At 40.4% G+C, this 24,313-nt stretch carries 20 protein-coding genes; 9 read left to right on the top strand and 11 right to left on the bottom strand.

What is annotated here, in order from left to right; genetic code table 11:
* Positions 1-83 precede the first annotated feature (83 nt).
* Entirely contained in the window at positions 84-506 is a 423-nt protein-coding gene (locus EHR06_RS12985; protein WP_135757508.1) for a hypothetical protein, read from the bottom strand.
* A 194-nt stretch (positions 507-700) separates the two neighbouring features.
* Here EHR06_RS12985 and fbp point away from each other — a divergent pair, with 194 nt between their 5' ends.
* Entirely contained in the window at positions 701-1,723 is a 1,023-nt protein-coding gene (fbp, locus tag EHR06_RS12980) for a class 1 fructose-bisphosphatase (RefSeq protein ID WP_135757393.1), read from the top strand.
* A 316-nt stretch (positions 1,724-2,039) separates the two neighbouring features.
* Positions 2,040-3,692, top strand: a complete 1,653-nt coding sequence (locus tag EHR06_RS12975; RefSeq protein WP_135757392.1) for a thiol-activated cytolysin family protein — start codon at positions 2,040-2,042, stop codon at positions 3,690-3,692.
* A 56-nt stretch (positions 3,693-3,748) separates the two neighbouring features.
* Here the strand turns inward: EHR06_RS12975 and galE are convergent, their stop codons facing one another.
* Together galE and EHR06_RS12965 are read right to left on the bottom strand one after the other, a co-directional pair.
* Positions 3,749-4,720, bottom strand: a complete 972-nt coding sequence (gene galE, locus EHR06_RS12970; protein ID WP_135757391.1) for a UDP-glucose 4-epimerase GalE — start codon at positions 4,718-4,720, stop codon at positions 3,749-3,751.
* Positions 4,721-4,777: 57 nt separating this feature from the next.
* Positions 4,778-5,338: an ion transporter gene (locus EHR06_RS12965; RefSeq protein WP_135757390.1), complete on the bottom strand. Its 561-nt coding sequence runs from the start codon at positions 5,336-5,338 to the stop codon at positions 4,778-4,780.
* A 130-nt stretch (positions 5,339-5,468) separates the two neighbouring features.
* Between EHR06_RS12965 and EHR06_RS12960 the strand changes: the two genes are divergently transcribed.
* The 4 genes from EHR06_RS12960 to EHR06_RS12945 all read left to right on the top strand — a co-directional run bounded on the left by EHR06_RS12960 (position 5,469) and on the right by EHR06_RS12945 (position 9,461).
* Positions 5,469-5,678 carry a YgaP family membrane protein gene (locus EHR06_RS12960; RefSeq protein WP_135757389.1) on the top strand — a complete coding sequence of 70 codons (210 nt, stop codon included), beginning with the start codon at positions 5,469-5,471 and terminating at the stop codon, positions 5,676-5,678.
* Between the two features lie 59 nt (positions 5,679-5,737).
* Positions 5,738-8,260, top strand: a complete 2,523-nt coding sequence (locus EHR06_RS12955; protein WP_135757388.1) for a cation-translocating P-type ATPase — start codon at positions 5,738-5,740, stop codon at positions 8,258-8,260.
* A gap of 40 nt (positions 8,261-8,300) precedes the next feature.
* The gene (locus tag EHR06_RS12950; protein WP_135757387.1) at positions 8,301-9,077 is read left to right on the top strand and encodes a helix-turn-helix domain-containing protein; all 777 of its coding nucleotides are present in this window, start codon (positions 8,301-8,303) and stop codon (positions 9,075-9,077) included.
* A gap of 69 nt (positions 9,078-9,146) precedes the next feature.
* Positions 9,147-9,461, top strand: a complete 315-nt coding sequence (locus tag EHR06_RS12945; protein ID WP_135757386.1) for an antibiotic biosynthesis monooxygenase family protein — start codon at positions 9,147-9,149, stop codon at positions 9,459-9,461.
* 48 nt (positions 9,462-9,509) lie between these two features.
* Here the strand turns inward: EHR06_RS12945 and EHR06_RS12940 are convergent, their stop codons facing one another.
* The 4 genes from EHR06_RS12940 to mgtE are packed head-to-tail and all read right to left on the bottom strand — an operon-like array spanning position 9,510 to position 13,617.
* Positions 9,510-10,466 carry a cytochrome c gene (locus tag EHR06_RS12940; protein WP_135757385.1) on the bottom strand — a complete coding sequence of 319 codons (957 nt, stop codon included), beginning with the start codon at positions 10,464-10,466 and terminating at the stop codon, positions 9,510-9,512.
* Between the two features lie 41 nt (positions 10,467-10,507).
* Positions 10,508-11,482: an NAD(P)-dependent alcohol dehydrogenase gene (locus EHR06_RS12935; RefSeq protein ID WP_135757384.1), complete on the bottom strand. Its 975-nt coding sequence runs from the start codon at positions 11,480-11,482 to the stop codon at positions 10,508-10,510.
* 46 nt (positions 11,483-11,528) lie between these two features.
* Complete coding sequence (locus EHR06_RS12930) at positions 11,529-12,173, bottom strand: LA_2219 family laminin/E-cadherin/plasminogen-binding protein (RefSeq protein ID WP_135757383.1); 645 nt, start codon at positions 12,171-12,173, stop codon at positions 11,529-11,531.
* A gap of 49 nt (positions 12,174-12,222) precedes the next feature.
* Complete coding sequence (gene mgtE / locus EHR06_RS12925; protein WP_135757382.1) at positions 12,223-13,617, bottom strand: magnesium transporter; 1,395 nt, start codon at positions 13,615-13,617, stop codon at positions 12,223-12,225.
* Between the two features lie 137 nt (positions 13,618-13,754).
* Between mgtE and EHR06_RS12920 the strand changes: the two genes are divergently transcribed.
* Both EHR06_RS12920 and EHR06_RS12915 read left to right on the top strand, forming a co-directional pair.
* Positions 13,755-14,786 carry an OmpA family protein gene (locus EHR06_RS12920; RefSeq protein WP_135757381.1) on the top strand — a complete coding sequence of 344 codons (1,032 nt, stop codon included), beginning with the start codon at positions 13,755-13,757 and terminating at the stop codon, positions 14,784-14,786.
* A 3-nt stretch (positions 14,787-14,789) separates the two neighbouring features.
* Positions 14,790-15,803: a cation diffusion facilitator family transporter gene (locus tag EHR06_RS12915; RefSeq protein WP_135757380.1), complete on the top strand. Its 1,014-nt coding sequence runs from the start codon at positions 14,790-14,792 to the stop codon at positions 15,801-15,803.
* A gap of 32 nt (positions 15,804-15,835) precedes the next feature.
* Here the strand turns inward: EHR06_RS12915 and EHR06_RS12910 are convergent, their stop codons facing one another.
* Entirely contained in the window at positions 15,836-16,900 is a 1,065-nt protein-coding gene (locus EHR06_RS12910; protein ID WP_135757379.1) for an acyl-CoA dehydrogenase family protein, read from the bottom strand.
* Positions 16,901-16,911: 11 nt separating this feature from the next.
* Entirely contained in the window at positions 16,912-19,746 is a 2,835-nt protein-coding gene (uvrA, locus tag EHR06_RS12905; protein WP_135757378.1) for an excinuclease ABC subunit UvrA, read from the bottom strand.
* A 128-nt stretch (positions 19,747-19,874) separates the two neighbouring features.
* On the opposite strand from uvrA, the gene EHR06_RS12900 reads away from it, so the two are divergent.
* Positions 19,875-21,587 (top strand): S49 family peptidase, encoded by a 1,713-nt coding sequence (locus tag EHR06_RS12900; protein WP_135757377.1) that lies wholly within the window; start codon positions 19,875-19,877, stop codon positions 21,585-21,587.
* 119 nt (positions 21,588-21,706) lie between these two features.
* Here EHR06_RS12900 and EHR06_RS12895 read toward each other — a convergent pair whose 3' ends face one another.
* Both EHR06_RS12895 and EHR06_RS12890 read right to left on the bottom strand, forming a co-directional pair.
* Positions 21,707-22,642, bottom strand: a complete 936-nt coding sequence (locus EHR06_RS12895) for an L-threonylcarbamoyladenylate synthase (protein WP_135757376.1) — start codon at positions 22,640-22,642, stop codon at positions 21,707-21,709.
* The gene (locus tag EHR06_RS12890; RefSeq protein WP_135757375.1) at positions 22,629-24,215 is read right to left on the bottom strand and encodes a glycosyl hydrolase family 18 protein; all 1,587 of its coding nucleotides are present in this window, start codon (positions 24,213-24,215) and stop codon (positions 22,629-22,631) included. Before EHR06_RS12890 ends, EHR06_RS12895 begins: the two co-directional genes overlap by 14 nt.
* Positions 24,216-24,313: the final 98 nt, after the last annotated feature.

The raw sequence follows: 24,313 nt of genomic DNA, 5'->3' as shown, positions 1-24,313 counted from the left end.
CTCTGCGTCCTTAGCGCCTCTGCGTGAGAAAAAATTAATAGAATTGGCACGCAGAGACGCCGAGCCGCAGAGAGCTAATGTAATTAGAAATGTGCTTTTAGTAGTTTTTCGTAAACAGGTTGGAAGGAATCCAGAGGTTCTGTGATCTCTAAAAAACGGATCTCGTAGTCAATGATCAGATGATTTACTTGAAAGATAACTTCGTCGAATCTGCTTTTTACAATATCCAATCTACAATCGGGACAAAAAGTTAAGAAGGATCTGGAATTTAAAACGTACAATTTATCGTACGGACGAAGATGGGCCTGAATCACTGATTTTAATTCTTCTAAAATTTCGCCCGATTTTTGTTCTCCCAATAATTTGAAATATTGGGAAAGATCCTGAAAATAAAAATGGGTCAGAACCATTTCAGTGCTGAGTGAATTTTTAACATCACGTAAGAATTGGTTCGTAAATTCTTCGAACACATCCGGGATAGGCTGCTTCTGATTCGCTGTTTCCATCTCTTTTAAAAATATCGACATAGGGACCCTCTAAAAGCCTAACTTTTTCATCAGAAAGAAAACTTCATTTATGGATAAAATCGCTACAAAAGGTAGAAGCCTTGCATTAAAGGATCTCAGAAATCAGGCTTGTCAACCTGCCCAGGAGCGATTTTATATCCGGTAGAGCTAAAAAGCAAAAAGGAGAAACCGCTGTGAGCGCTCACCCTACCCAATTAATGAGTCTTTCCCAATATTTGATCGAGGAACAACTCAAACTTCCCCAAGCAACGGGGGATTTTACCGCACTCATGAGCCATCTCGTATACGCCGCTAAAGTTGTTTCTAGAGAAGTAAGAAAAGCAGGTCTTTTAGAAAACATCTTAGGTGCAACGGACCAAACTAACGTCCAAGGCGAAACAGTCATGAAACTGGACGAATACGCGGACAAGATTTTTACTCATACACTTACCCGCTGCGGACACTTATGTGTGATGGGAAGCGAAGAGCAGGAAGACATTATCACGATCCCAACCGGATACAAGATCGGAAAATATACGATCGCGATAGATCCTTTGGACGGTTCTTCTAATATTGATGCAAACGTTTCTATAGGCACTATTTTTTCGGTCCATTTGAGAACTTCTCCTCAAGGAACTCCTGGAACCAAAGAAGATCTTTTGCAAAAAGGATCCAAACAAAGAGCTGCAGGATATATCGTTTACGGATCTTCTACCATGCTTGTTCTTTGTGTCGGAAAAGGAGTCTCCGGTTTTACATTAGATCCATCTTGCGGGGAATTTATACTTTCTCACCCGGAAATGAAAATGCCGGAATCAGGCGGGATCTATTCCATCAACGAGGGAAACTACGATTATTGGTCGGATGAAGTTAAGAATTATATCAGAAACATCAAGTCAATCGAAGGTGGACGTAAACCTCAATCCCTGCGTTATATCGGTTCTCTTGTAGCGGACTTCCATAGAAACCTTTTGAAAGGAGGGATCTTCCTGTACCCGAACGATACTAAATCTTCTAAATATCCTAAGGGTAAACTCAGACTTTTATACGAAGTTGCACCTATGGCGCTGATTGCTGAGCAAGCAGGTGGAATGGCGGTAACTGTAGAAGGCAAAAGGATCCTAGATCTGGAACCGGAAGAACTTCACGAAAGGACCACATTCGTAGTCGGCTCTAAAAAAGAAGTGGAACATTTCTTAACCTTTATAAAAAATTAATATACCATCGCGGACTTTCTTTATCTGTTTTTCAGGAAGAAGGTCCGCTGGCAGTTAACCTTCTTCCTTCCCCGCTCTTCTTCTCTTTAAAATTTCTCCCTAAAATCACTCCAAAAATAAGCGCTTAGATCCTGCTTATATTTTACACCTCCCCTTACTTTATAGTAAGAAGACTTACATTTCATTTTTCATTCTTCTTATATATTATAATTTAATAATAAATAAAAATCTCATGATTTTATTTTAGCGCTTGCTACAATAATTTGGGCAGATAATTTATAGGTGTTTGAAATATAAAACAAGGTATTTTGAAAGAATGAAGATAGTGAAAAATTGGATCAAACCTTCAGTAGCCGTGGCTTTAACCGCCGGATACTTAGCGAGTTGTTCCCCAAATCAATCCAACTTAAGCGGTTTATTAGGATTTTTAGCAGGCTCAGGCTCTTCTAAACAAGTAGAAGAAACAGGTCCGGGAGCGCTTAAGATCTCTGGCGCTGGCGAATTATATACGGAACCTTCTTACGGAAAGGCCCTTTCTTCTTACAGTAAAGAAGCGATCACTCCTTTTCCAGCGGGTATTCCCGTCCCGGATTCTAAAACAGGCCATTATTCTTGTACCACTGCTAAGTGGGGAGCTTCCGAGGTAAGAAGTCTCGTAGACAGAGCAATTTTGAACCAAGGCTCGGAAGTAATCTATCCAGGAGCCTTATTACAAGGTAAGTTTTTGGAAGCAGGAGGTTATACTCCGGTTACTATCCCAAGATCAGGCGGTAAAATTTTCCTAACAGGTCTGAAACTTTCTCCGAACGCAATCTACTCTAAGGAATTACCTCAGGTTAGCGCATCTAATATCCAACAAGGGATCCAAGACATTTTATCTACAGATGTTATAGGAACTGCAGCAGACGCTTCCTTCAGCGTTGAACAAGTTTATAACGAAAATCATCTTCTATTCAATCTTGGATTGGATGCTCGTTTCTCCGATGTCGGCTTAAAGGTTAGCCTCGGAATAGACAATCTGGGCAAAAAGAACTATATTTTGATGAAGTTCACCCAGAAGTTCTACGATGTAAATTTCGAAGATCCTACACTTTCCACTTCGGTTTTCAGGGATGGAGCTAATTTCCAAGATCCGGAAGGACAGATCGAGGCAAATAATCCTCCATTATATGTTTCTAAAGTATCTTACGGAAGAGCAGTCTATTTCCTATTGGAATCGGAATATACTGCACTTCAGGTTAAAACTGCATTGGAAGTTGCTTGGGATCCTGGAATTCTTTCCGCGGTTTCTCCTGTTCCTCCAATCGGCGGAGAAGTTTCCGTAACTCATGAACAGGTCTTAGACAGGACCAGGATCGCTTATTTTGTAAGAGGTGGAAATGCAGGTTTAGCTCTGGCACCGATCAGTGCTGCTGATTCCGCTACTCCGGGAAGTATGTACCAAGCAATCCGCAATTTTTTAGCGAACCCGGAAGCTGCAAATTATTCAGCAGCGAACCCTGGAGTTCCGATCGCTTATACTTTAAACTATCTAAAAGACAGATCCGTTGCTAAGATGAGCTATACCACAGTGTATGACCAAAGAGATTGTGAGGCTACTTACTCCGAAAATCCTCAAGTATTCACTGCAAAACTTGGAAAAGTGGATGATAAGGTCCGTTTCTTAATGGATGGACAAGAGTTCTTTTCTACAAACCCGGAAGCGGACGTTTATACAGGACCTGAAATCAATCTGAACAATGCAATGAGCGTCGGTTCAGAGCATGAATTCACAGTAGAATTGTATAACTCGAATTGTTTCGGAACCGCTCTGGATCTTGAACTGAAATTGAATGGAACCGTATTAAGGACACGTAATCTAAGCAGAAGTATAAGTACCTGTGGGAAGCAGCTAACTTATAAATATAAATTGAATAAGATTACCGGAGCTTGGTCCATTATAGAAGAGAACGAAACTGCAGAAATGTAATCACTATTAACCGATCTTTCAGGCTTCTTCTCTGATCAGGGAAGAAGCCTTTTCTTTTAATGAGAATGGTTTTTGTGAAATTCCCAGGCGCTGGTAACTATATCTTCTATCTTTGCAAATTTAGGATCCCAACCTAAAACCTTTTTGGCTTTTGTATTGTCTGCGATTAACTTTGCAGGATCCCCTTCTCTTCTGGGACCGATCTTGTACGGGATGGAAATTCCGGATACCTTCTCCACAGTTTTAATAATTTCTAAAATAGAAAATCCTTGTCCTGTTCCTAAATTGAAGAAGTCGGAAACTCCTCCTTTTTTCAGATATTCCAGTCCGAGGTGATGGGCCTGAGCTAAATCCATCACATGGATATAATCTCTAACAGCTGTCCCGTCATTGGTATCATAATCATTTCCGTTCACTGTAAGTGAATCTCTTCTTCCTAATGCTTTTTCGATCACTATAGGAAGAAGATGTGTTTCCGGATCATGCTCTTCTCCTATATCCAAATCGGAACCGGAAGCGTTAAAATAGCGAAGCGCCACAAACTTTAGTTCGTACGCATGCGAATAATCCGCTAAAATTTTTTCGATCATCAGTTTGGACTGCCCATAAGGATTGATCGGATCTTGAGGAGTGGTTTCCAAAATCGGGACTTCCGTAACGGCTCCGTAAGTAGCACAGGTAGAAGAGAATATGAAGTATTTGACCCCATGATTTTTCATTGCTTCCAAAAGTTGGAGAGTCCCCATCACATTATTAATATAATATTTTTGGGGATCCGTAACTGATTCTCCCACATATGCTAATGCTGCAAAATGAATAACAGCTTCGAATTCGTGTTCTGAAAATACACGGTCCAGGTCCGCCTTGTTTAATAGATCTCCTTTGAAAAACTTTCCCCACTTGACCGCTTTCTCATGACCGTTGGAAAGATTGTCGAATACAACGGTTTCCACACCTAATTTATGGAGATATTTATTCATATGGGAGCCAATATATCCGGCTCCACCGGTTATCAGGATTTTTTTCATAAAGCTTTTACATGTATTTCAGAAGGATCGAAATTGTAAAAAGGAATTTGGGACTTCTTAGGTATCATCTCCCTTCTTATAAGAAGAGCTAGTTAAGGATTCTTTCAGACTTATAAAGTCGGAGAGAATAAAGATGATCGTAATAAAGGATAAAATTGCTTCGAAAATTACCAGGATCTCGGCTTCAGTACTTTCAGGGACAATTTTGATAATCCCAATATTTGTGAAGATCATTAGGCTAAAATATACAAATTTAAAAAATAGAGAAGAATAACCTAAATCGCTGGGAATTCCTGAAAAAGAACTCATATCCATTTTATAAATACAAAGATAATCGAAACCGAAAGATAAAACGATTACGCTGATATTAAATGCTATAAACACCAGAAATTCATAATATTTTAGATCCAATCCCGAAAATTCAGAGATCCTTCTGAAACCTTTTATGAAGAAATAACAGGATTTAAAACCTGCAAGAATCAATATTAGATATTTGATCTCCAGTCCTGAAAATTCGATCTCGTCCAGATAGATCAGTAATATCCCTAAAGATAGAATGAATACATATTCGATGGATGTTTTAAATATAGTTTTGATAATATAACGATCAATTTTCATGATAACTTTAAATTCCGATATTACTGATATTTATCATTACGTTAGAACGGATCTGCATCCGTCCAATTATTGACAAAGACTTAAAATAGAAGAATATTTTTAACAAAGATACAGTCAATAGGTGTTCAATATGAAATTTATAAATTCAAATTTTTGGGATAGAGCGTTCAGAGTTATATTAGGAACCTCTCTGATTACCTGGGCGTTTTATATAGAAGATCTGTATAAACTTGCGATTTTTGCGGTCGGATTCGTGATACTTGCAACCGGGATCATCGGTTGGTGCCCGATTTATACGTTATTCGGATGGAATACTCGCACCCATTCCAAAAAATCTTAAATTGATCCGGTATTAGAAAGATATTGCCTATTAGATCAGTTCTAGACTAAATAGACACTATGCCCCCTGCCAAGGAGATTGTTTATAAAGATTTAAGTTTTAGAGAAGCGTCCGAACTTCTTCATAAGTTTGGACCAAATGAATCCAAACTAGAGAAAACGTCTTTCTGGAAGACAATACTCTCCATTATCTCGGAGCCGATGCTTTTCTTGCTATTGGCCTGCGGATTTATCTACGCGTTATTAGGAGATTTAGAAGAAGCGATCACCCTTTCCATTGCAGTGATCGCCGTAATTTCTCTCACAATCTTTCAAAAGAATAAGTCTGAAAAAGCTTTAGAATCCCTTCGAAAACTTTCTCCTTTACGAGCCAAGGTGATCCGAGAAGGAAAAAAAATAGAGATCGATTCGGCATTTATTGTGCCAGGCGATCTAGTCTTTTTAGCCGAAGGAGATAAGGTCCCCGCTGATGGATACTTAGTAGATGGATTAAATTTACACTCGGACGAATCTTTATTAACAGGTGAATCCATCCCGGTCCTAAAAGAAGAGACTGATCCAAATAGCTCAGGACCTTATTCCGAATCCCAAAAAATTTATTCCGGAACAAAGATAGTCTCAGGAGAAGGTATTTTCAAAGTATTATTCACCGGTGATTCCACTTTTATAGGTTCTATCGGAAAAGAAATGGGAGAAATTTCGGAATCGGAAAGTCCTCTACAAAAAGAAGCCAAAAGATTCACTACATTCTTCTTTTTAGGCGCCTTAGTAGTTTCCGTTTTTCTAATCTATGGTCTTGGGATACGGAACGGGAATTGGATACAGTCGGTATTGGCTGCTCTTACTTTTTTAATGGCAGTATTGCCGGAAGAGATACCTGTTGTTCTAAGTATCTTCTTCTCTTTAGGAGCTTGGAGAATTTCCAAAAGTGGAGTTTTGACAAGAAAACTGAACTCCATTGAATCATTGGGAGCAGCAACTGTATTATGTGTGGATAAAACTGGAACCCTGACTGAAAACCAAATGAAAGTGAAGGGTTTGGTTTCTTCTGCGGAAAATCCTTTATTCGAATTTATAACTTCGGAGGTGGCGGAGGAATTTCATCTGCTGTTGGAGTTCTCAATTCTTGCTTCTAAAAAAGATCCTTTCGATCCAATGGAAAAAGCGATCCGTGAATTAGGGATCAATCTTCTATACGATACGGAACATCTACATGCGGATTGGACATTAGAAAAAGAATACCCTCTTTCTCCTAAATTACTGGCACTCAGTTATGCTTGGAATTCGGAAGAACCCGGGGCATTTGTGATCGGGACCAAAGGTGCTCCAGAAGCGATATTCGATCTTTGCCATTTTTCAAAGGAAAAAACGGAGCATTGGGAGAAGATCACCGAAACATATTCCTTACAAGGATACAGGGCAATCGGAGTCGCAAGGTCCAGGATCGTAAATACTTCTCTTCCTGAAAACCAACATGATCTTACATTCGAATTTTTGGGGTTGATCTTATTAGAAGACCCGATCCGAGAAACTGTACCTTCTTCCGTTTCCGAATGTATCCAAGCAGGGATCAGGGTCATTATAATAACGGGAGACCATGCAGGAACGGCAAAGGCAGTAGCCTCTAAGATTGGATTAGAAGATCATCAGGACAGTATAACCGGAGATGAATTAGAAAAACTCACTGAAGAGGAACTGGATTCTAAACTAGATACGGTAGGTATTTTTTCCAGGATCAAACCGGCGCAGAAATTAAAGATAGTAAGAGCATTCCAAAAAAAGGGAGAAATAGTGGCGATGACCGGAGATGGGGTAAATGATGCCCTCGCTCTGCAAGCGGCTCATATCGGGATCTCTATGGGAAAAAGAGGTACGGATGTAGCAAGAGAAGCATCTGATCTTATACTACTAGATGATAATTTTTCCTCCATAGTGAAATCCGTATTTTTAGGAAGAAGGATCTATGAAAACATACAAAAGAGTATCTCTTATATTCTATCAGTTCATATCCCGATCATCGGAATGTCTTTATTGCCTGCTTTTACCGGCGATCCTATCTTCTTCTTTCCGGCACATATCTTAGTATTGGAGTTAATTATAGATCCGACCTGTTCCATTGTTTTCGAGTCATTGGATCTAGAAAAGGGAGATCGTTATTCCAGTCCGAGAAGAAAGAATTCTAGTCTGATTACAATCTCTAGATTCGCACTTTCCTTTTCCCAGGGAGCAATCGTTCTAGTAGTATTACTAGTTTCCTATTTCTTGCTAAAACAAGAAGGTCATAACGAAAACCAAATCAGATCTTTCGGTTTTATTTTTTTAGTCGTATCCAATTTCAGTTTAATGCTTACGAATTTATCCCATCAAGGTGGATTTATTTCTATTTTTAGATCTTTGCATTCCAGTGTTTTCTGGATTTTCTTTTTAGCGGCTTCCGCATTGATCGCAAGTTTCCAATTTGAATTCAGCCTTAGATTATTCGGATTCGAAACAATACCTTTAGATTGGGTATTGTTCTCTATCGGGTTAGGACTTATTTCAGGTCTTGTTTGGGAAATCAGAAAGATCCGATTTTTTGCTTGAGAGTTTTGGAAGAAGCAACAATCTACCTGTAAGACATCTCATGAACATTGAGACATTTTTACCTAGTAAAAATTTACAACCGTATATCCGCGAATTCCTGATCATAGGAAGCGAAGAAGGTATGCAGAATAGAATTTTACCGGGATCCTCTTTAGTAATTTCATTCAGGATCAATGGAAAGATTACTCATAAGGAAGAAAATCTGGAAAGTATTCTTCCGATGTCGGGAATCACAGGACTTAGGCGAATGCCCAGGCTGCTCGAGTATTCCGAAAAAGCTTCCACCCTATTAGTCATTTTTAAAGAAGGTGGAGCTGCCAGTTTTATCAAAGAACCTCTCCATCATCTCTTCGAATTGAATCTTTCCTTAGATCATTTAATCTCTTCCAAAAAGATCTCGGAAATAGAAGAGAAACTTTTTCAGACAAAAACGAATCTAGAAAAGATCTCCATACTCGAAAAATTCCTAATCTCGGAATGGATAGAAAACAAACAGGATAATTTAGTTATCGATTCCATTCGAAAGATCAGAAAATATAAAGGAAATCTGAAAATCGGAGATTTGCTAAAAGGAATGCCGATCAGCAGGGATTCTTACGAAAAAAGATTTAGAGAATGGATCGGGACCAGCCCTAAACAATTTTCGAATCAAGTGCGGATCAGGAATATTATAAATTCTTATTCTTCTAAGATCAACTTAACGGAAATGGCCCAAGATGCAGGATATTTTGACCAGGCTCATTTCATCAAAGATTTTAAAACGTTCACAGGCCAGACACCGAAACAGTTCTTCAAACTTTCCATTCCGTACTGGTAAAATCCTGAATTTTTACAATTTTTACCCGACCGAATCTGCTATTCTGTTCCCGAAAAGGAGAGAAAGAACATGCAAAAAGTTCTAATAGATACATTCATCGTTCCTAAAAAAGCAGAGGAAGAGTTTTTCACTCGAGTCAAGGTGAACCGAAACCTGATTAAAAGTCTTCCTGGGTTTGTGCAGGACTCCGCTTATATTCGAGAAAAAACTAAAGACGAATTCCAATTTGTAACTGTAGCAGTTTGGGAAAATGAAGAAGCAATTGACAGCGCTAAAAAGGAAGTTTTGGCATCTTACCAAAGAGAAGGTTTCGATATGCCGGGAATGTTACAAAGACTCGGAATTTCCATTGAAAGAGGGATTTTTGAAATATCTAAGAGTTAAAGATTCGTTAAAGAAGGGAGGATTACTCTCCCTTCTTCTTAACTATACTTAGTTAGTAATTTTATTTTTAATAGCCGGAACGGTTTGCAAATAAGCAAATATAGCTGCAAGATCTTCCTCAGTCATTCCTGCATACATTGTCCAAGGCATAATCGTTTGGAATTCTCCCTCTTTTATGGAGTGAGGTTTATATTTAGGAAGTTCCATACTCTTAAATCTTTTTACAAACCGAGCCTCTGTCCAGTTACCTAGTCCCGTTTCTTTATCCGGAGTCAGATTTGCGGATATAATTTTAGTTCCGTTTCCTAAGGGAAATTCAAAACCTCCGGCAAGTTCCATACCGACAATCGGTTTTCCTTTATCCTGTTTTGTATGACACTCAGTGCAAGCAGCTGCAACGAATAGATACTTTCCGTAAGAAACTTTATCTTTTTTATTAGGAAGTTGTCCGAATTTTGCAGGACTAGGAATTGTTCTTAAGATCAAGTTAAACGGAAAATCCGGCTTAGAATTAGGATTTTTCTTTTCTATCGGCTCCAAACTTCTTAAATAAGAAATGATAGAAATTAGATCTTCTTTGTCCATCTGCCCATATGCTGGGTGAGGCATAACCGGAAATAACGCGTCTCCTTCTTTATTGATCCCGCTGGAAATGGCTCTTAAAATTTCTCCGTCCGTCCATTTGCCCAATGCACTCGGAGTAATATTCGGTGCGATAAAAGAGCCGGGAAACCCAATCTTTTGGTCAAAAACTTCTCCACCTTCTCCCAATGTTTCCTGGACCAATGGTCCTGAAAATTTCGACCAGTCTCGGATAGAATGGCAATCCATACAGGCAGATACATGGTTGGCGAGGTATTTTCCTCTTTGTATGCGCTCTGGATCGTTTCCTGCGGAAATTTCAAGAGCAGGTTCTGCATTCGGAAATTTAAAATATAAAAATCCAATCACGGAAACCGGTATGAGGATGATCAATACTCCAATAAGCTTCAAAATTCGTTTCATTCACAGTTCCTTTTTATTTTTTCTAATCAATCAACACAGATTTATGATACTGTTATGATTACTTTACCGGCGGCGTGGCCTTGTTCAACGTATTGGATTGCTTGTGGAACTTCTTCCAATTTGTATCGTCTATCAATTACCGATTTTATCTTACCTGACTGCATAAGTTCGGATAAAAAAGTAAGATCCTTTTGATTCGGCTCGGAAGAAGCAGCGATAATCTTTTGGCTACCTCTTAGAGAAATGAAAGGTCCCAAAAGTAAGGCTTGGAATAACTGAGCTGTGCCTCCTCCAGCCATTACATATCTTCCTTTCGGATTTAGGACACTCTTGTATTCTGAAAGAGAACGATATCCATTTACACCGACTATTAGGTCGTATTTTTTTCCGCTTTCGATGAAGTCTTCTTTGGTATAATCGATTACTTGATCGGCTCCTAACGCTAATGCCTGCGTTATTTTAGAAGTGCTACAAACCGCGGTAGTATCTGCTCCGAAATATTTTGCGAGTTGTATCGCGAATGTTCCAACACCTCCGGATGCTCCGTTGATCAGAACTTTTTGCCCTACTTCTACCTTACCGAAATCTCTTAAAGAATGTAAAGCGGTCATTCCGGCTAAAGGTAAAGCGGCTATTTCCTCGAAAGATATATTAGAAGGTTTTAAAACAAACTCTTCTTCTTTACCGCATTTGTATTCGGCAAATGCACCGAAGCCGCTTGCAAAAACGTCTCCGAACACTTCGTCGCCTGGACGGAATTTGGTTACATTCTTTCCGATAGCTTCCACAGTTCCGGCGACATCTGCGCCTAAGGTTGAGATCTTTTTAGGTCTAAAAAGGCCTGCATAAAAACGAACTAAAAAAGGATCCGCTTTCATCATACGCCAATCTGCGGCGTTCACGGAAGCAGCTTTGACCTTTACAAGGATCTCATTTTCTTTTGGAACAGGCTTTTGGACTTCTTTATATTGAAGTACATCGGAAGATCCGTACTTCTCGTATACAATTGCTTTCATTTGATATATCTAAACTATGTTTAGATAAAAAGTGAAGAAGAAAAAATTACCTCTTCTTCACTTCTCCCTTCAGTTCTTCTTTCACCGTATCCCTGGTCGTATTGGATTTATTTTCCAATTTGATAGTATAGTGAATTTGATACTTAGTAACTACCGGCTTCTCTTCGGAATGTTCCATGGACCAACGAGTCACATCATTCTGGATAATTTTTGCCAGATTATTAATTCTAGGAACTCTAGTATTAAAACGGATGGTTTCTACGGCGCCGGTGTTTCCGTTCAGGATCACTAAGATGATCCCATCGTCGTTGAAATTAATTCTATTATATTTTACTAATTCTTCGCTGATGAGCGCATCTCCGCCCTTATCCACTTTTCTGCGAATAAACTTGGAACCTCTGATCTGTCTGACCTGATAGGACTCGCTTGTGATATGCACCCTGAAATATTCGGCACTGTCTTTGGACAGGCCTTGGAAAGAAATAGGATCAGCGGTACTGATCTTCACTTCCCTGCCTTCTTCGTCTATGATCTCCTCGCTGTCTCCTGCCGGATTGGGAAGAACTTCTCCTTTTGGAGTTTCCGGAGTGTGGGAAGTCGGTCCCCCGGAGCTGATACAAGAAATGAATGATAAACAATATAGAACCGCAAAACCGGCTAAAAAAGTTCGGAAAACCGAAACACGAAACATTGGCCTCTCCTATCCAAGGAAATTTATTATTTTATGAGAAATATTCAAACTATACCAAATATTGCAAGAACAGTGTGGCAAGCCCCAGGAAACAGAAGAAGCCAAACGTATCCGTTGTCATCGTAACAAATATGGAAGATGCGATCGCCGGATCTATTTTTAAGAGTTTTAAACCCATAGGAACGCAGGCACCCACCAAAGCAGCCACGATCAAATTCGCAAGCATAGCTAAAAATATAACAATCCCAAGCGCAGGTTTACCGAAGAAAAAATACACCGCAAGCCCTGTAATCGACCCGATCGTGATCCCGTTGATAAGTCCGATCAAACTTTCCTTTCGGAATGCAGTCGTCCAGTTGGAGGCACTTAGATCTCCAGTTGCGATATTTCGGACCACCACGGTGATAGATTGAGTTCCGGCATTCCCACCCATACCTGCAACTATTGGCATAAGAGCCGCAAGAAATACCAAGGACTGGATCGTATTTTCGAAAAAAGAGACCATAGTAGAAGCAAGTGTTGCGGTCCCTAAATTAAATACCAACCAAACCAGTCTTCTTCGGATAGAATCCCAGATAGAAGTGTTTAACCTCTCCTCTTCGGAAACCCCTGCCATCCTCAAAATATCCTCGGAAGCCTCTTCCTGAACGATATCCAAGATATCGTCTACCGTGATCCTGCCTATGATCCGGTCCAGATCGTCCACCACTGCTGCGGAAACTAAGTCGTATTTTCGGAATATACGGGCGACTTCTTCCTGGTCCGTATCATAATGAATGGAGAAAACTTCTTCTTTTACGAGCCTGCTCGCCTTTTGGTTGAGAGGTGCAAGAAATAGATCCTTAAGTTTTATAAATCCTTTTAGATGATTCTCAGCGTCAGTTACATAGAGAAGGTAGATATCATCCGTTTCTTTAGCCACCCTTCTCAATTTGATGATCGCTTTTCTGACTGTATCCGTCTCGTATGCGGAGGCGAATTCCGTAGTCATCAAACGACCTGCAGTGTATTCCCTAAAATTCAGTTGTTTTCGGATCTGAGAAGAATCTTCACGATCCAAGGAATTTAGGATTTCCTCTGCCTTGTCCTTTGGGATCTCGGAGATCAGGTTCGTAACGTCGTCCGGTTCCAGATTTTCGACGATAGGAGAGATCTCCTTCATATTCAGACGAGAGATCAAATCAGCCTGCAGATCCTCGTCGAACTCGACTAGGATCTCGGATTGTTGCTCAGAATCGCAAAGTTTAAATATATAGAATGCATCGTCGATATCCAGCTTTTCCAGGACTTCGGCGATATCCGCCGGGTGATTGGAAGAAGTGAAACTGAGAAGGAATTTATTGTCCTTTTTTTCTATCTTTTCTAGGAATGAATCCATCCAATCCGCGGATTGTGGATTTGCCTTCAGGGAAGAAGATTCCTTTGTGCTATTTGTTTCGTCCATCTTGCGTACTTCCCCCTATGACAGAATCCTGGTGGAATTTATCGGTTCAATGAATTTCCTGATTTTTGGTACAAGAGTTTTTCATTTGACTGGGGGCTCGCAGCCTTAGAATAGAACCTAGTTTCCCTAATCTGACTATGAAACCTTTTCTTTTCCGACTTACTCCCGTTCTTCTAATCCTATTTTCTTTACCGATATTTTCGGACGCATTTTATTTCCCTTGGGAATACAATAAACTCTATAACGAGAATGCAACACTCCGGATCGAATTAGATTCTCTCAGACTCCGTTACAGAAATGAGATCGAAAACGCTAAAAAAGAAAAACTGAGCCTGGATTCCAGGATCCAGAGCCTAGAAGAACAACTCGCAGGAGAAAAGTCCTTTAGAGAGAAGGACAAGGAACTTGCAGCAGAGCTGATCCGAGCCCTGGAAAATCAGATCGCGCTTCTAAAGACCAAGAGCGGTAATAAAGAAAAAGAACTGATCGAAGAGAATGAAAAGCAGTCCAAAAAATACCAGGAATTGATCTCAGAATTAAAGTCCGAGCTGGAAAAAGAAAGACTCGGCTGCATTCGCAGGATGGACGAACTCAAAAGAGAATATGAGTCCAAAATTGCAAGCCTGGAAGCCCGCATCAAAGAGTTAGAAGATAGTCTTTCCAAACTTAAAAATTTGAACGAAGACCAAAAAAGAGAATTGAATCGTTTGGCAGAACAGGCAAACGAGCTGGAATCCAAACTTTCAGGTGAGATCGCTAAGGGACAGATCCGAGTAAAACGTTTTCATAATAGACTAGTCATCAATATAGATGACCAAATTTCTTTCGATTCAGGCTCCGCAGAATTAAAAAAGCAGATCTTTCCTGCTTTGGACAAGATCAAAGAGATCTTGGTAAAATATCCAGGCAACCTGATCATCGTAGAAGGTCATACGGATAATATTCCAATACGTAATAAAAAGTTTAACGATAACTGGCAATTGTCTACAGAGAGAGCGCTTTCAGTAGTTCGTTTCTTGTTAGAGAGTAAAAATCTGGACGCTAGGAACTTCTCCGTAGCAGGTTACGGGGAACACCAACCGATCGTTTCAAACGATACTCCTGAAAACCGTTCCTTAAACAGAAGAGTGGATATCGTTTTGGAACCTCAAAGCGGCAAGAGTCACTAAGGTTTGGAAAAAGATCCTAATTCATCTTATAATTTAGAACCTTTTGCAAGGCAGGCTATTCTTCGTCCCAAAAGGAAGGATACATTACGCAGTTTAGTTTTTGCGTTCTTTCTTTCTATCGGGATCTTTTCCTGGGAAATATTCGGTTCCGCTCAAAGTAAAAGTTTGGCTCTTCTTGCAGACGCTGGCCATGTGATCTCCGACTCATTCGCCTTTTTATTAAGTATATTTGCGGTTTTAGTTTCCGACAAAAAACCGAATGCAAAAATGAACTTCGGATTCTTTAGGGTAGAAGTTTTTGCGGCATTTTTAAATTCGATTCTGATCTCCGGAATTTCTATCTTTATCATTTACGAAGCTATCCAAAGATTCCGTCACCAGGAAGAAATTGTTACCGAATCCATGTTGGTTTTCAGCTTAGGGACGATCGGTTTAAATCTGATCTCCGTTTGGCTTTTAAAAAGGATTTCTGCGGACAATATTAATCTTAGGACGGCTTATCTTCATGTTCTAAATGATCTATTCGGAACGATTGCAGTTTTAGTGGGCGCGATCCTGATCCGTCTATTTGCTTGGACCTGGATCGATCCTTTGCTCAGTTTGGTCCTTTCACTTTTTATTTTAAGAGCGGCTATTGTGATCCTAAAGGAAAGTCTTTTGATCCTTTTGGAATCTTCCCCTACTTTTGATGAATGGGATCATTTGAAAAAGGATCTGCTGCATATCAAAGGAATAGATTCGCTTCTTTCCGCACATACTTGGACCCTAACAAAAGGGATCCATGCTTGTGCGTTTAGAGTTCAGATCACTAAGGAATCCGATCCTAAAAAGATCTTAAAAGAAGCATATGAGCTTTTAAGAGGAGAATGGAAGTTCGAGCAGATCTATCTGCAATTAGAAGATCCTTCTACCACGCATACGATCGACGGGATTATCGCAAAAACTCTGCACGATATCGATTCGGAAGAATGGGGACATCATCACCATACTCATGATCATCCTGCACATCATCACTGATGAATTTTGTAAGAGTCGCCGCGTAGGAACTCCTACATCGTTTCTTTTCCGAATTTTCTCCAGCTTTTGGATTGTTTCAGTCTGTTTTTGATATAAACAGGACTTCTGGCTGGATGGATTGTGCAGAATAATCCTAGATCAGGATATTCTTTCTTATAATCGAAGTTCGGAATAGATTCTAGGATAGAGATACATTCGTCCAGGATTGCTTCGTATCCATATGGATGATCTTCTTCTATTTTATAATTCGGATCCTTGTCCTTCTTATCTGAGATCTCCAAACATTTTCCGTATAGAAGGCCACTTAGATCCCAGAGTTTTCCTAGGATCGCAAATCTTTCTCTGGATTCACTTCCTTGGCTTAGATCGGATACAATCTTACGTATGGCCCCACAGAATAGAACCGCTGCAGACAACATTTCCGAAAGATGGATATCCGCTCCCAGTTTGGAATAATCCTTTATAAAATGATAAGAAGAAGGTAGTTTAAAATTTTCACCTGTGATCTTACAATGAGTGGCTTCTCTGGCAACATCCAGATACACTTCTTCCATTTTTAATCCGGGAAAATCTCTCGGGATATAAAATACTCCGAACCGATTCTGCTCTTCTTCTTTTGCTACAACCAGGTAACCTTCCGCGTCCGCTCCGTTGGTCACAAACCCTTTATGAAAATTGATTTCTATTTCTCCGCTCGGAAGTACTTTTGCAGTAGATTTTAGATTGGTAAGTTTCCCCATCCATCCAGGTTCACTTACTCCCAGGCCTAAGATCCCAAGACCGTTTACTAATCTGTCTTGCAGTTCTAATGCCAATTGTCTGGCTTCTTCTTTGATAGAAGCTCCTTCTTCCGAACCGATCACCAATTTCAAGATCTTTCCGGCCACATTTGTCTGGGCCATCAACCCCACTCCCACTCCTATACCATGAGGAAAAGAAGGGATCAATATTAACTTTTCGTGAAATTTTCTGAAGCCGCCATCTTTTAACGCATTCAACAATCCCGCTTTTGCAATATCTGGCAGGGAAGATCTATAAACGGATCTGAATTCTCCCGGAGGAAAGGAAGAAAGTTTTTCTCTTAATTCTTTCATCATTGTCCGAGAATTTAACCTGCCTTCTTCCCTGGATTTCCTAAAACTTTTTTCAGGTATTGTCCTGTGAATGATTCTTTGACCTTTGCGATCTCTGTAGGAGTTCCTTCGGCGATGATCTTTCCGCCTCCCTCTCCTCCTTCCGGCCCTAGATCTATGATCCAATCCGCTTGTTTGATCACATCCAGATTATGTTCGATCACTATCATAGAATTCCCGCGGTCCACAAGAGTATGTAAAACGGTCATCAGATGCCGAACATCTTCGAAATGAAGTCCTGTGGTAGGTTCGTCCAGTATATACAAAGTTTTTCCGGTAGGCCTTTTGGATAATTCGGAGGCCAATTTAATCCTTTGTGCTTCTCCACCGGAGAATGTGGTGGCAGGCTGCCCTAGTTTGATATAACCAAGACCTACTTCGCTCAAAGTTTCCAGTTTTCTTTTTAATGCCGGTATATTCTCGAAAAATGGAATAGAATCCTCAACGGTCATTTCCAGGATCTCGTAGATATTTTTACCTTTATAACGAACTTCTAATGTTTCTTGGTTATAACGTTTTCCCTTACAAACATCGCAGGTTACATATACATCCGGAAGGAAGTGCATCTCAATTTTTAGGATACCGTCCCCTTCGCAGGTCTCACATCTTCCTCCACTCACGTTAAAGCTGAATCTTCCCGGAGAATAACCTCTGAGTTTAGATTCTTCCAACTGAGCGAACATATCGCGCACAACGGTGAAAAGTCCCGTATAAGTCGCGGGATTGGATCTAGGAGTTCTACCTATCGGGGACTGGTCAATATTGATGATCTTATCTATTTCTTCCAGACCTGTGATCTTCTCGTGTTTTCCCCAAACGGTTCTCATCTTCATTACTTTATGAGCCGCCGCATTGTATAAAATATCATTGATCAAAGTGGATTTGCCTGAACCGGAAACACCTGTGACTACGATCAGTTTTCCGAGCGGGATCTCCACACTTACGTTCTTAAGATTATTTTCTTTTGCGTTTACTATCTTAAGTTTTTTGCCGTTCCCCGGTCTGACAGTTTTAGGGACTGGAATAAATTCTTTACCCGATAAAAACTTACCGGTAAGTGAATTTTTGTTTTTGGAAACTTCTTCCGGAGTTCCGGAACATACAATTGTTCCCCCATGAACACCGGCTCCCGGTCCCATGTCGATGAGCCAATCTGCTTCTTCCATGGTTTCCTGGTCATGTTCCACCACTAAAACCGTGTTTCCCAAATCTCTCAGATCCTTGAGAGTATTGACTAATTTAGTATTATCTCTTTGGTGAAGTCCAATAGAAGGTTCATCCAAAATATATAATACACCTTGCAGGCGCGATCCGATCTGAGTTGCAAGTCTGATCCTTTGGGCCTCTCCACCGGAAAGAGTTCCGGCGGCACGTTCCAAACTTAAATAACCGACTCCCACATCATTTAAGAATGTAAGTCTTTGTTGGATTTCCTTCAAGATAGGCCTTGCGATTATTTCTTCGCTTCCTTTAGGCTTCATTGATTTTACGAAATCGAGTCCCTTTTCCACGCTGAAAGCGGAGAACTTATCTATAGTCAGACCGTTTACTTCCACATGAAGACTTACAGGTTTCAGACGTTTTCCTTCGCAGGCAGGACAATGATGATTTGTCATATATCCTTCCAATTGCTGGCGTCTTGCTTCCGAACCTTCTTTATATCTTCTTTTTAAATTAGGGATCACACCTTCGAATTCCCTGCTGAACTCATAATGCGATTTTTCATTTCTGAAATCGTAATCTATTTTGAGATTTTTATCTCCATATAGGATCGTATCTCTTACCTTTTTAGGAAGGTCCTTCCAAGGAATATTATAATCGAATTTTAGCTTTTTAGCGAGAGAATGGACCGTAGTTAAAAACCAATAACTATTACTCTTAGCACCTGCCCATGCTTCTATACAACCTTCTACCAGAGAAAGTTCCGAATCAGTGATTAATAGATCTTCATCAAATTCTAAAAGGCTCCCAAGACCGTCGCAGGTCTCGCAGGCTCCGAATGGAGAGTTAAATGAAAATAATCTAGGAGAAAGTTCAGGTAAAGATTCTTCCGGGTGATTCGGACAGGAAAGTTTTTGGGAGAATGTATGGTCCTTCTTCCCATCATCCATAAGAAGAATTCCTTCCGATTGTTTGAGTGCAGTTTCCACTGAATCCGTTAAACGAGAACGGATCCCGTCCTTGATCACAAGACGATCCACTACGATCTCAATCGTAGCCTTAAAACTTTTTTTGAGAACGATCTCTTCGTCTAAAGTTTTGATCTCTCCGTTCAGTCGAATTCTATTAAAACCGTCTTTTCGGATCTTCTCCAAAACATCTTTATGCTCTCCCTTCTTTCCGGAAACAATAGGAGCTAAAATTTGGATCTTAGTTCCTTCCGGAAAATTTAAGATCCTTTCTGTGATCTGATCGATAGAAAGAGATTGGATCGGAGTTCCACAAATCGGGCAATGCGGCTTTCCTACTCTTGCATAAAGAAGACGTAGATAATCATAGATCTCTGTCACAGTTCCTACAGTCGATCTAGGGTTACGATGTGTGGTCTTCTGCTCTATAGAAATTGCGGGAGAAAGTCCTTCGATCAGATCCAGATCGGGCTTTTCCATCTGGCCCAAAAATTGTCTGGCGTATGCAGAAAGACTTTCTACATATCTTCTCTGTCCTTCCGCATAGATCGTATCGAAAGCAAGAGAAGATTTACCGGAACCGGAAAGTCCGGTGATCACCACGAGTTTATCCCGTGGAATATCCACATTGATGTTTTTAAGATTATGCTCCCGAGCGCCTCGGATGCGGATATGATCCAAACGAATAACCCTCTCTTAGGTTTCAGATAAATTCTGCAAAGCCAGGCTGAAAAGCGGTTTTCCTTCCGCAATTTTACGTTTTCCGGAATAAATATCCTTTTTACTTTGGTCGCCAAAAGGAATTTTCCATGTTTAGAATTCTGTTCTCCGTTGTTTTTTTACCGATCCGGATTTTGTTCCAAGGATTTAGGATCTTATCTTGGATCATTCGTAAGGGAGATCATTTCTATTTGGAAATTCCTTCTTCATTTTCCTTTGATAAAAAATCTTTTTTCGTAAAACTATTGGTCTCGAAAGAAGAAGCTCCCTTCTTGGTGGATTTTTTATTGGGATTGAAGGCCTTAACTAAGGTCCCAGGTTTGAAAAAAGTTTCTTTCCATATTTCCAATCCTGAATACGGATTTGGAGAAGTTTGGAATATTTGCAAAGCGATCCAATCTCTGAACGAAAAAGGGATAGAGACTTCAGGCTTTTGTTTAGGCGGAGGGACCAAGGCATTACTATTACTCTCTCAGTGCAAATACAGATATTCCTCTTCCGCATCCGAATTCTTTCCTATACTTCCATCTGCTGAGCCTTATTTTTTCGGAGGCGCTGCTAAAAAGTTCGGTGTAGGTGTAGAAGCCTATGCAAGCGGTGCATTTAAATCATTCGGAGAAACATTCCAAAGAACATCCTTCTCCGCTCCCGCTCGAAAAAACTTGGAAGCGTTACTGAATGATTATAAAGAATTACTTTCTGCAGGATTTAAGAAGTCTTCGAATTTAGATCTGAAAGTTTTAGAAGAACCGATCATCAGTTCTGAAAAATTAAAGAAGATCGGATTTATCACAGAGTTTGTGGAAGAAGACGAGTTTGAAGAAAACTATCTATTCGAAAATTATAAAAAAGAGAAGGAAACGGACAAACCTAAATATAAAAAGTTAAGTCCCAAAGGTTTCAGACTTTATCATAAAAAATCCAATTTTTCATTTATTTCCAAATCCATTCCTATCGTAGCGGTTTTGCCGGTCCAAGGAAATATTTTACCGGATCTAGGAAGAGAAGAAGATTTCAGATCCAGACAGGTGTCTTTTAGATACTACCAAGAAATTTTTAAAGATCTAAAAGAAGATCCAAAGGTAGCAGCAGTCATTTTGGAAATGAACTCTCCGGGGGGAAGCGCACTTGTTTCCGAACTTTTATACAGAGAGATCAAAAAACTTGCGGAGAAAAAACCGGTCATCACATACGTGCTGAATGTCGCGGCCTCCGGAGGTTATTATCTCTCCTGCGCTACTCAAAAAATCCACGGAACACCCTATTCTATCGTCGGTTCTATCGGTGCTGTAATGATGAGATTCGAATTAAAAAAATTATACGATAAATTCGGGGTCCAAAAAGAAAGGATCGGATTTTACCCTCATAGAGATATTCTATCGGAATACGGTAAACTTTCACCTAAGTCGGAACAGTTCTTAAGAAAAGAAGTTTTGAGATCCAGGGACTTATTCTATAGCAGAGTCATCGAATCCAGAAAAACCAGTTTCCAAGAATTAGAAAAGAATTATGGAGAAGGTCGTATCTTCTCCGGAGAAACTTTCCGCAAGTCCGGATTTTTGGATTCCTGTGATTCATTTCTGGATACATTACAAAATCTGAAAACAGAACTTAAATCCAAGAAGATTGACGTGCGTTATTTACCTGGAACCTATAGTTGGAAGGATTTAGTACAAGATCTAAAGCCTGGAATGCAGTTTTCCAAGTTTTCTTTATTCTCAAAGTTTAGTGCGGAGAAGAAGCAGAATCCGTTGGAAGTCCTACATCTCTCCGAGATCGCTCAGGAACTTTCGAACATTTAGCTGCATTTGGCACGCAGAGGCGCTAAGGCGCAGAGGAAATTTGTAGGCCGGGTTTTTATAAGAATAATGCCAAAACTCTCTGCGGCTCCGCGTCTCTGCGTGGGAATCCTTTGCGGCTCCTATATCTCTTGCGCCTTCATAATACGATTGAGAAGAGCTTCTTTGCCGGAGGCGTTTGCGGGCGGGAAGCAGTAAATTTTAGAAATTCCTAGACGATCACAATCCCTGAAGAAAGAATATAAATTTTTCATATACTCCGAGTTGTTTCTAAGATCCAAAGCGAATTTCCAACCTCTAGTCAGACCAATTCCGATAGCTGCAGATTCTCTATCCGGCGTTTGGTTCTCCGTAAATATCACCTTTGCCTTAGGAGAGTAATGTTTGTATTTCACTCCAGGACTAGAGGGAGTTTCAACTTCCTTTAACCGGTCATAATCTTCCAGGTCCGGAACATATTTTTGCAATTCTTCCCATCCGAAATATCCGGGACGAAGAAGTTTAGGCGGAGAAATTGAAAAATCCACAACGGTGGATTCTAAACCGATCTCCGGCTCGGCGCCTTTCAAGATCAGATCCACTAACCCGTCAAACTCAGAGATCGCATCATCCAATCTTGTGATAGAAGGTTCTCCGGAAAGATTTGCGGAAGGAGCAGAAACGGGCCCTCCAAAATAAGAAAGCATTTCTAAAGCTTTAGGATGAGAAGGAACTCTTACAGCAATCGTAGTCAGTCCTGTAGAAAAAATGGACTTATCTACCTTCTTCAAGACCAAACTCAAAGGACCAGGCATACATTGTCTGATCAGGATCTTTGCGAATTCCGGGACCTCTCCTATATCAGGGATCAGAGCAGGATTTCCTAGATGAACGATAAGAGGATTATCCGCAGGGCGGTTTTTAATTTTATAAATTTCTAAACAAGAGGAGAGATTTCTGGAATCCGCACCTAAACCATAAACGGTCTCGGTGGGAAATAGAACGATCCCCCCCTCTTTCAGCACTTTTGCCGCGAGAGAAGGATCTTCCGTGATAATTGTAGGTTTACTTTTTGACAAGTTCCGCTTCGTTCTTCGCCTCTTCCTGTCCTTCTTCCGGAGGAGCTTGTTTTACATCAGGAGTAGGAACTACAGGATCTTTTGCCTTTGGAACAGGCGGAAGTTTATTGGTGACCAATAATTCCAGATAATCGTTAATACCCGGATCATTATCCTTCAATAACTGCCAGAAAGAGAATCCACCAATATCATAAGATCTTAATAGAGTCATTTTCTCTTCGAAAGCTTTTCTGTTCATGAAGAATGCTACACGATCGCAGCCTTCCGACTTGTACCAAATACTCGGATCTTCGTAGGTTTTACCTTCGTGAACCCAGCTAAACTTGGAAAGATTTGTCCAAGAACCTGAGTTCTTATTATCCGCTAAAACTTGGCTGATGTTTGTAGGTTGTTTGGTCACACCGAGTTGTTGGCGTTTTAATGCGTCCGACCAATACACTGATTTGATCTTTGCGTTACAATTTAAAGCCCAGTCATATCCGTAAGTCGGGATTGCCATATACAATTTTTTAGCGGGAACTCTTTCTTTTGCGTAAGTGATTATATTTCTGATCCAAACGTTTGGCGCCTGAGGTCCAGGTCCTGGGTTTCTATACTTACGAGGATGAAGTTCATAAGCCATCACTTTTACTCGGTCTGCATGTTTTGCCAAGAAAGCGTAATCATGGGTCATCGGACCTCTCCAATTCTCTGCAAAGTCCATATTAATTTTTTCTTTTAGACCTTTGCATGCTTTCAGACCGGATTTTTTAGCGGCTGTTTTAGGGTGAACTGCTACAGAAAGAAGTTTTCCACGTTTGTGGATCTCTTTAGAAAGAAGAACGATGAACTCCTCAAACTTCTCTTTTTTCTCACAACTCATTCCTTCGTAGTCTATATCGATACCGTCGAAACCGTAAGTATCTACTTCGTATAGAATGTTCTGGATATGTTTGTCCCTGATATCGTTACGTCCGTTCAGACCGATATTTTCGGAGATCTTCTCGTTCTTATTTTCCCAACGGAAGATAGTAGGAATGATCTTAACTTTCGGATTTAGTGATTTAAGTTCAGCAACACGCGCATGTTTTTGAGCGGATCCCCAAAGAGAATAAAGATCTCCGTTATTTGTCTCTCTTCCCTTGAATCCATAGATAAACGGATGGATCTCATTATATAGATGAACAGTACGTTTCATCGCCTCATAGTCAGAGAACCAAGTAGAAGCTCTAAAAGCCGGGTCGTCTTCGATCTCAGGCAAGGAAGAACTTACAGTATTGGAAGTCCCATCCGACTCGGAAGAAGATGTGTTGGAATTCCACCATTTCTTCCAAGATTCCCAGGCTCCCTCAGTAGGAGCCAGATCGGATTTGAGAGTAGTATTTTGGAATGCCACCTGCTCTGTTCCGGTTTGGGAAGAAGCAGCTTTCGGATCCGCTTTTAATGCCTGGAGTCCTAGATAAAAAGAAATTCCGGAAAGTAAAAACCAGGTCAGACTCACTAGGCTTGTTTGCCAGAGAGACTGTTTTTTTGCTTGGTATGGGACTGGACGGATCAAGTCCTCTGGGGTGTAAGGTTCATCGTTTGGATTCATTTGAGCTCTATATATTTATCGAATCGCGGAGGCCAAAAGTAAAGCACCGACTGTCTTCCAGTGATTTATAGGTAGTCTGCCTGTCAAACGTTTGTGGG

The sequence above is a fragment of the Leptospira dzoumogneensis genome, assembly GCF_004770895.1.
Classification (GTDB): Bacteria; Spirochaetota; Leptospiria; order Leptospirales; family Leptospiraceae; genus Leptospira_B; species Leptospira_B dzoumogneensis.
The sequence above is the reverse complement of the archived record's forward strand: the minus strand, read 5'-3'. Positions and strand labels throughout refer to the sequence as shown.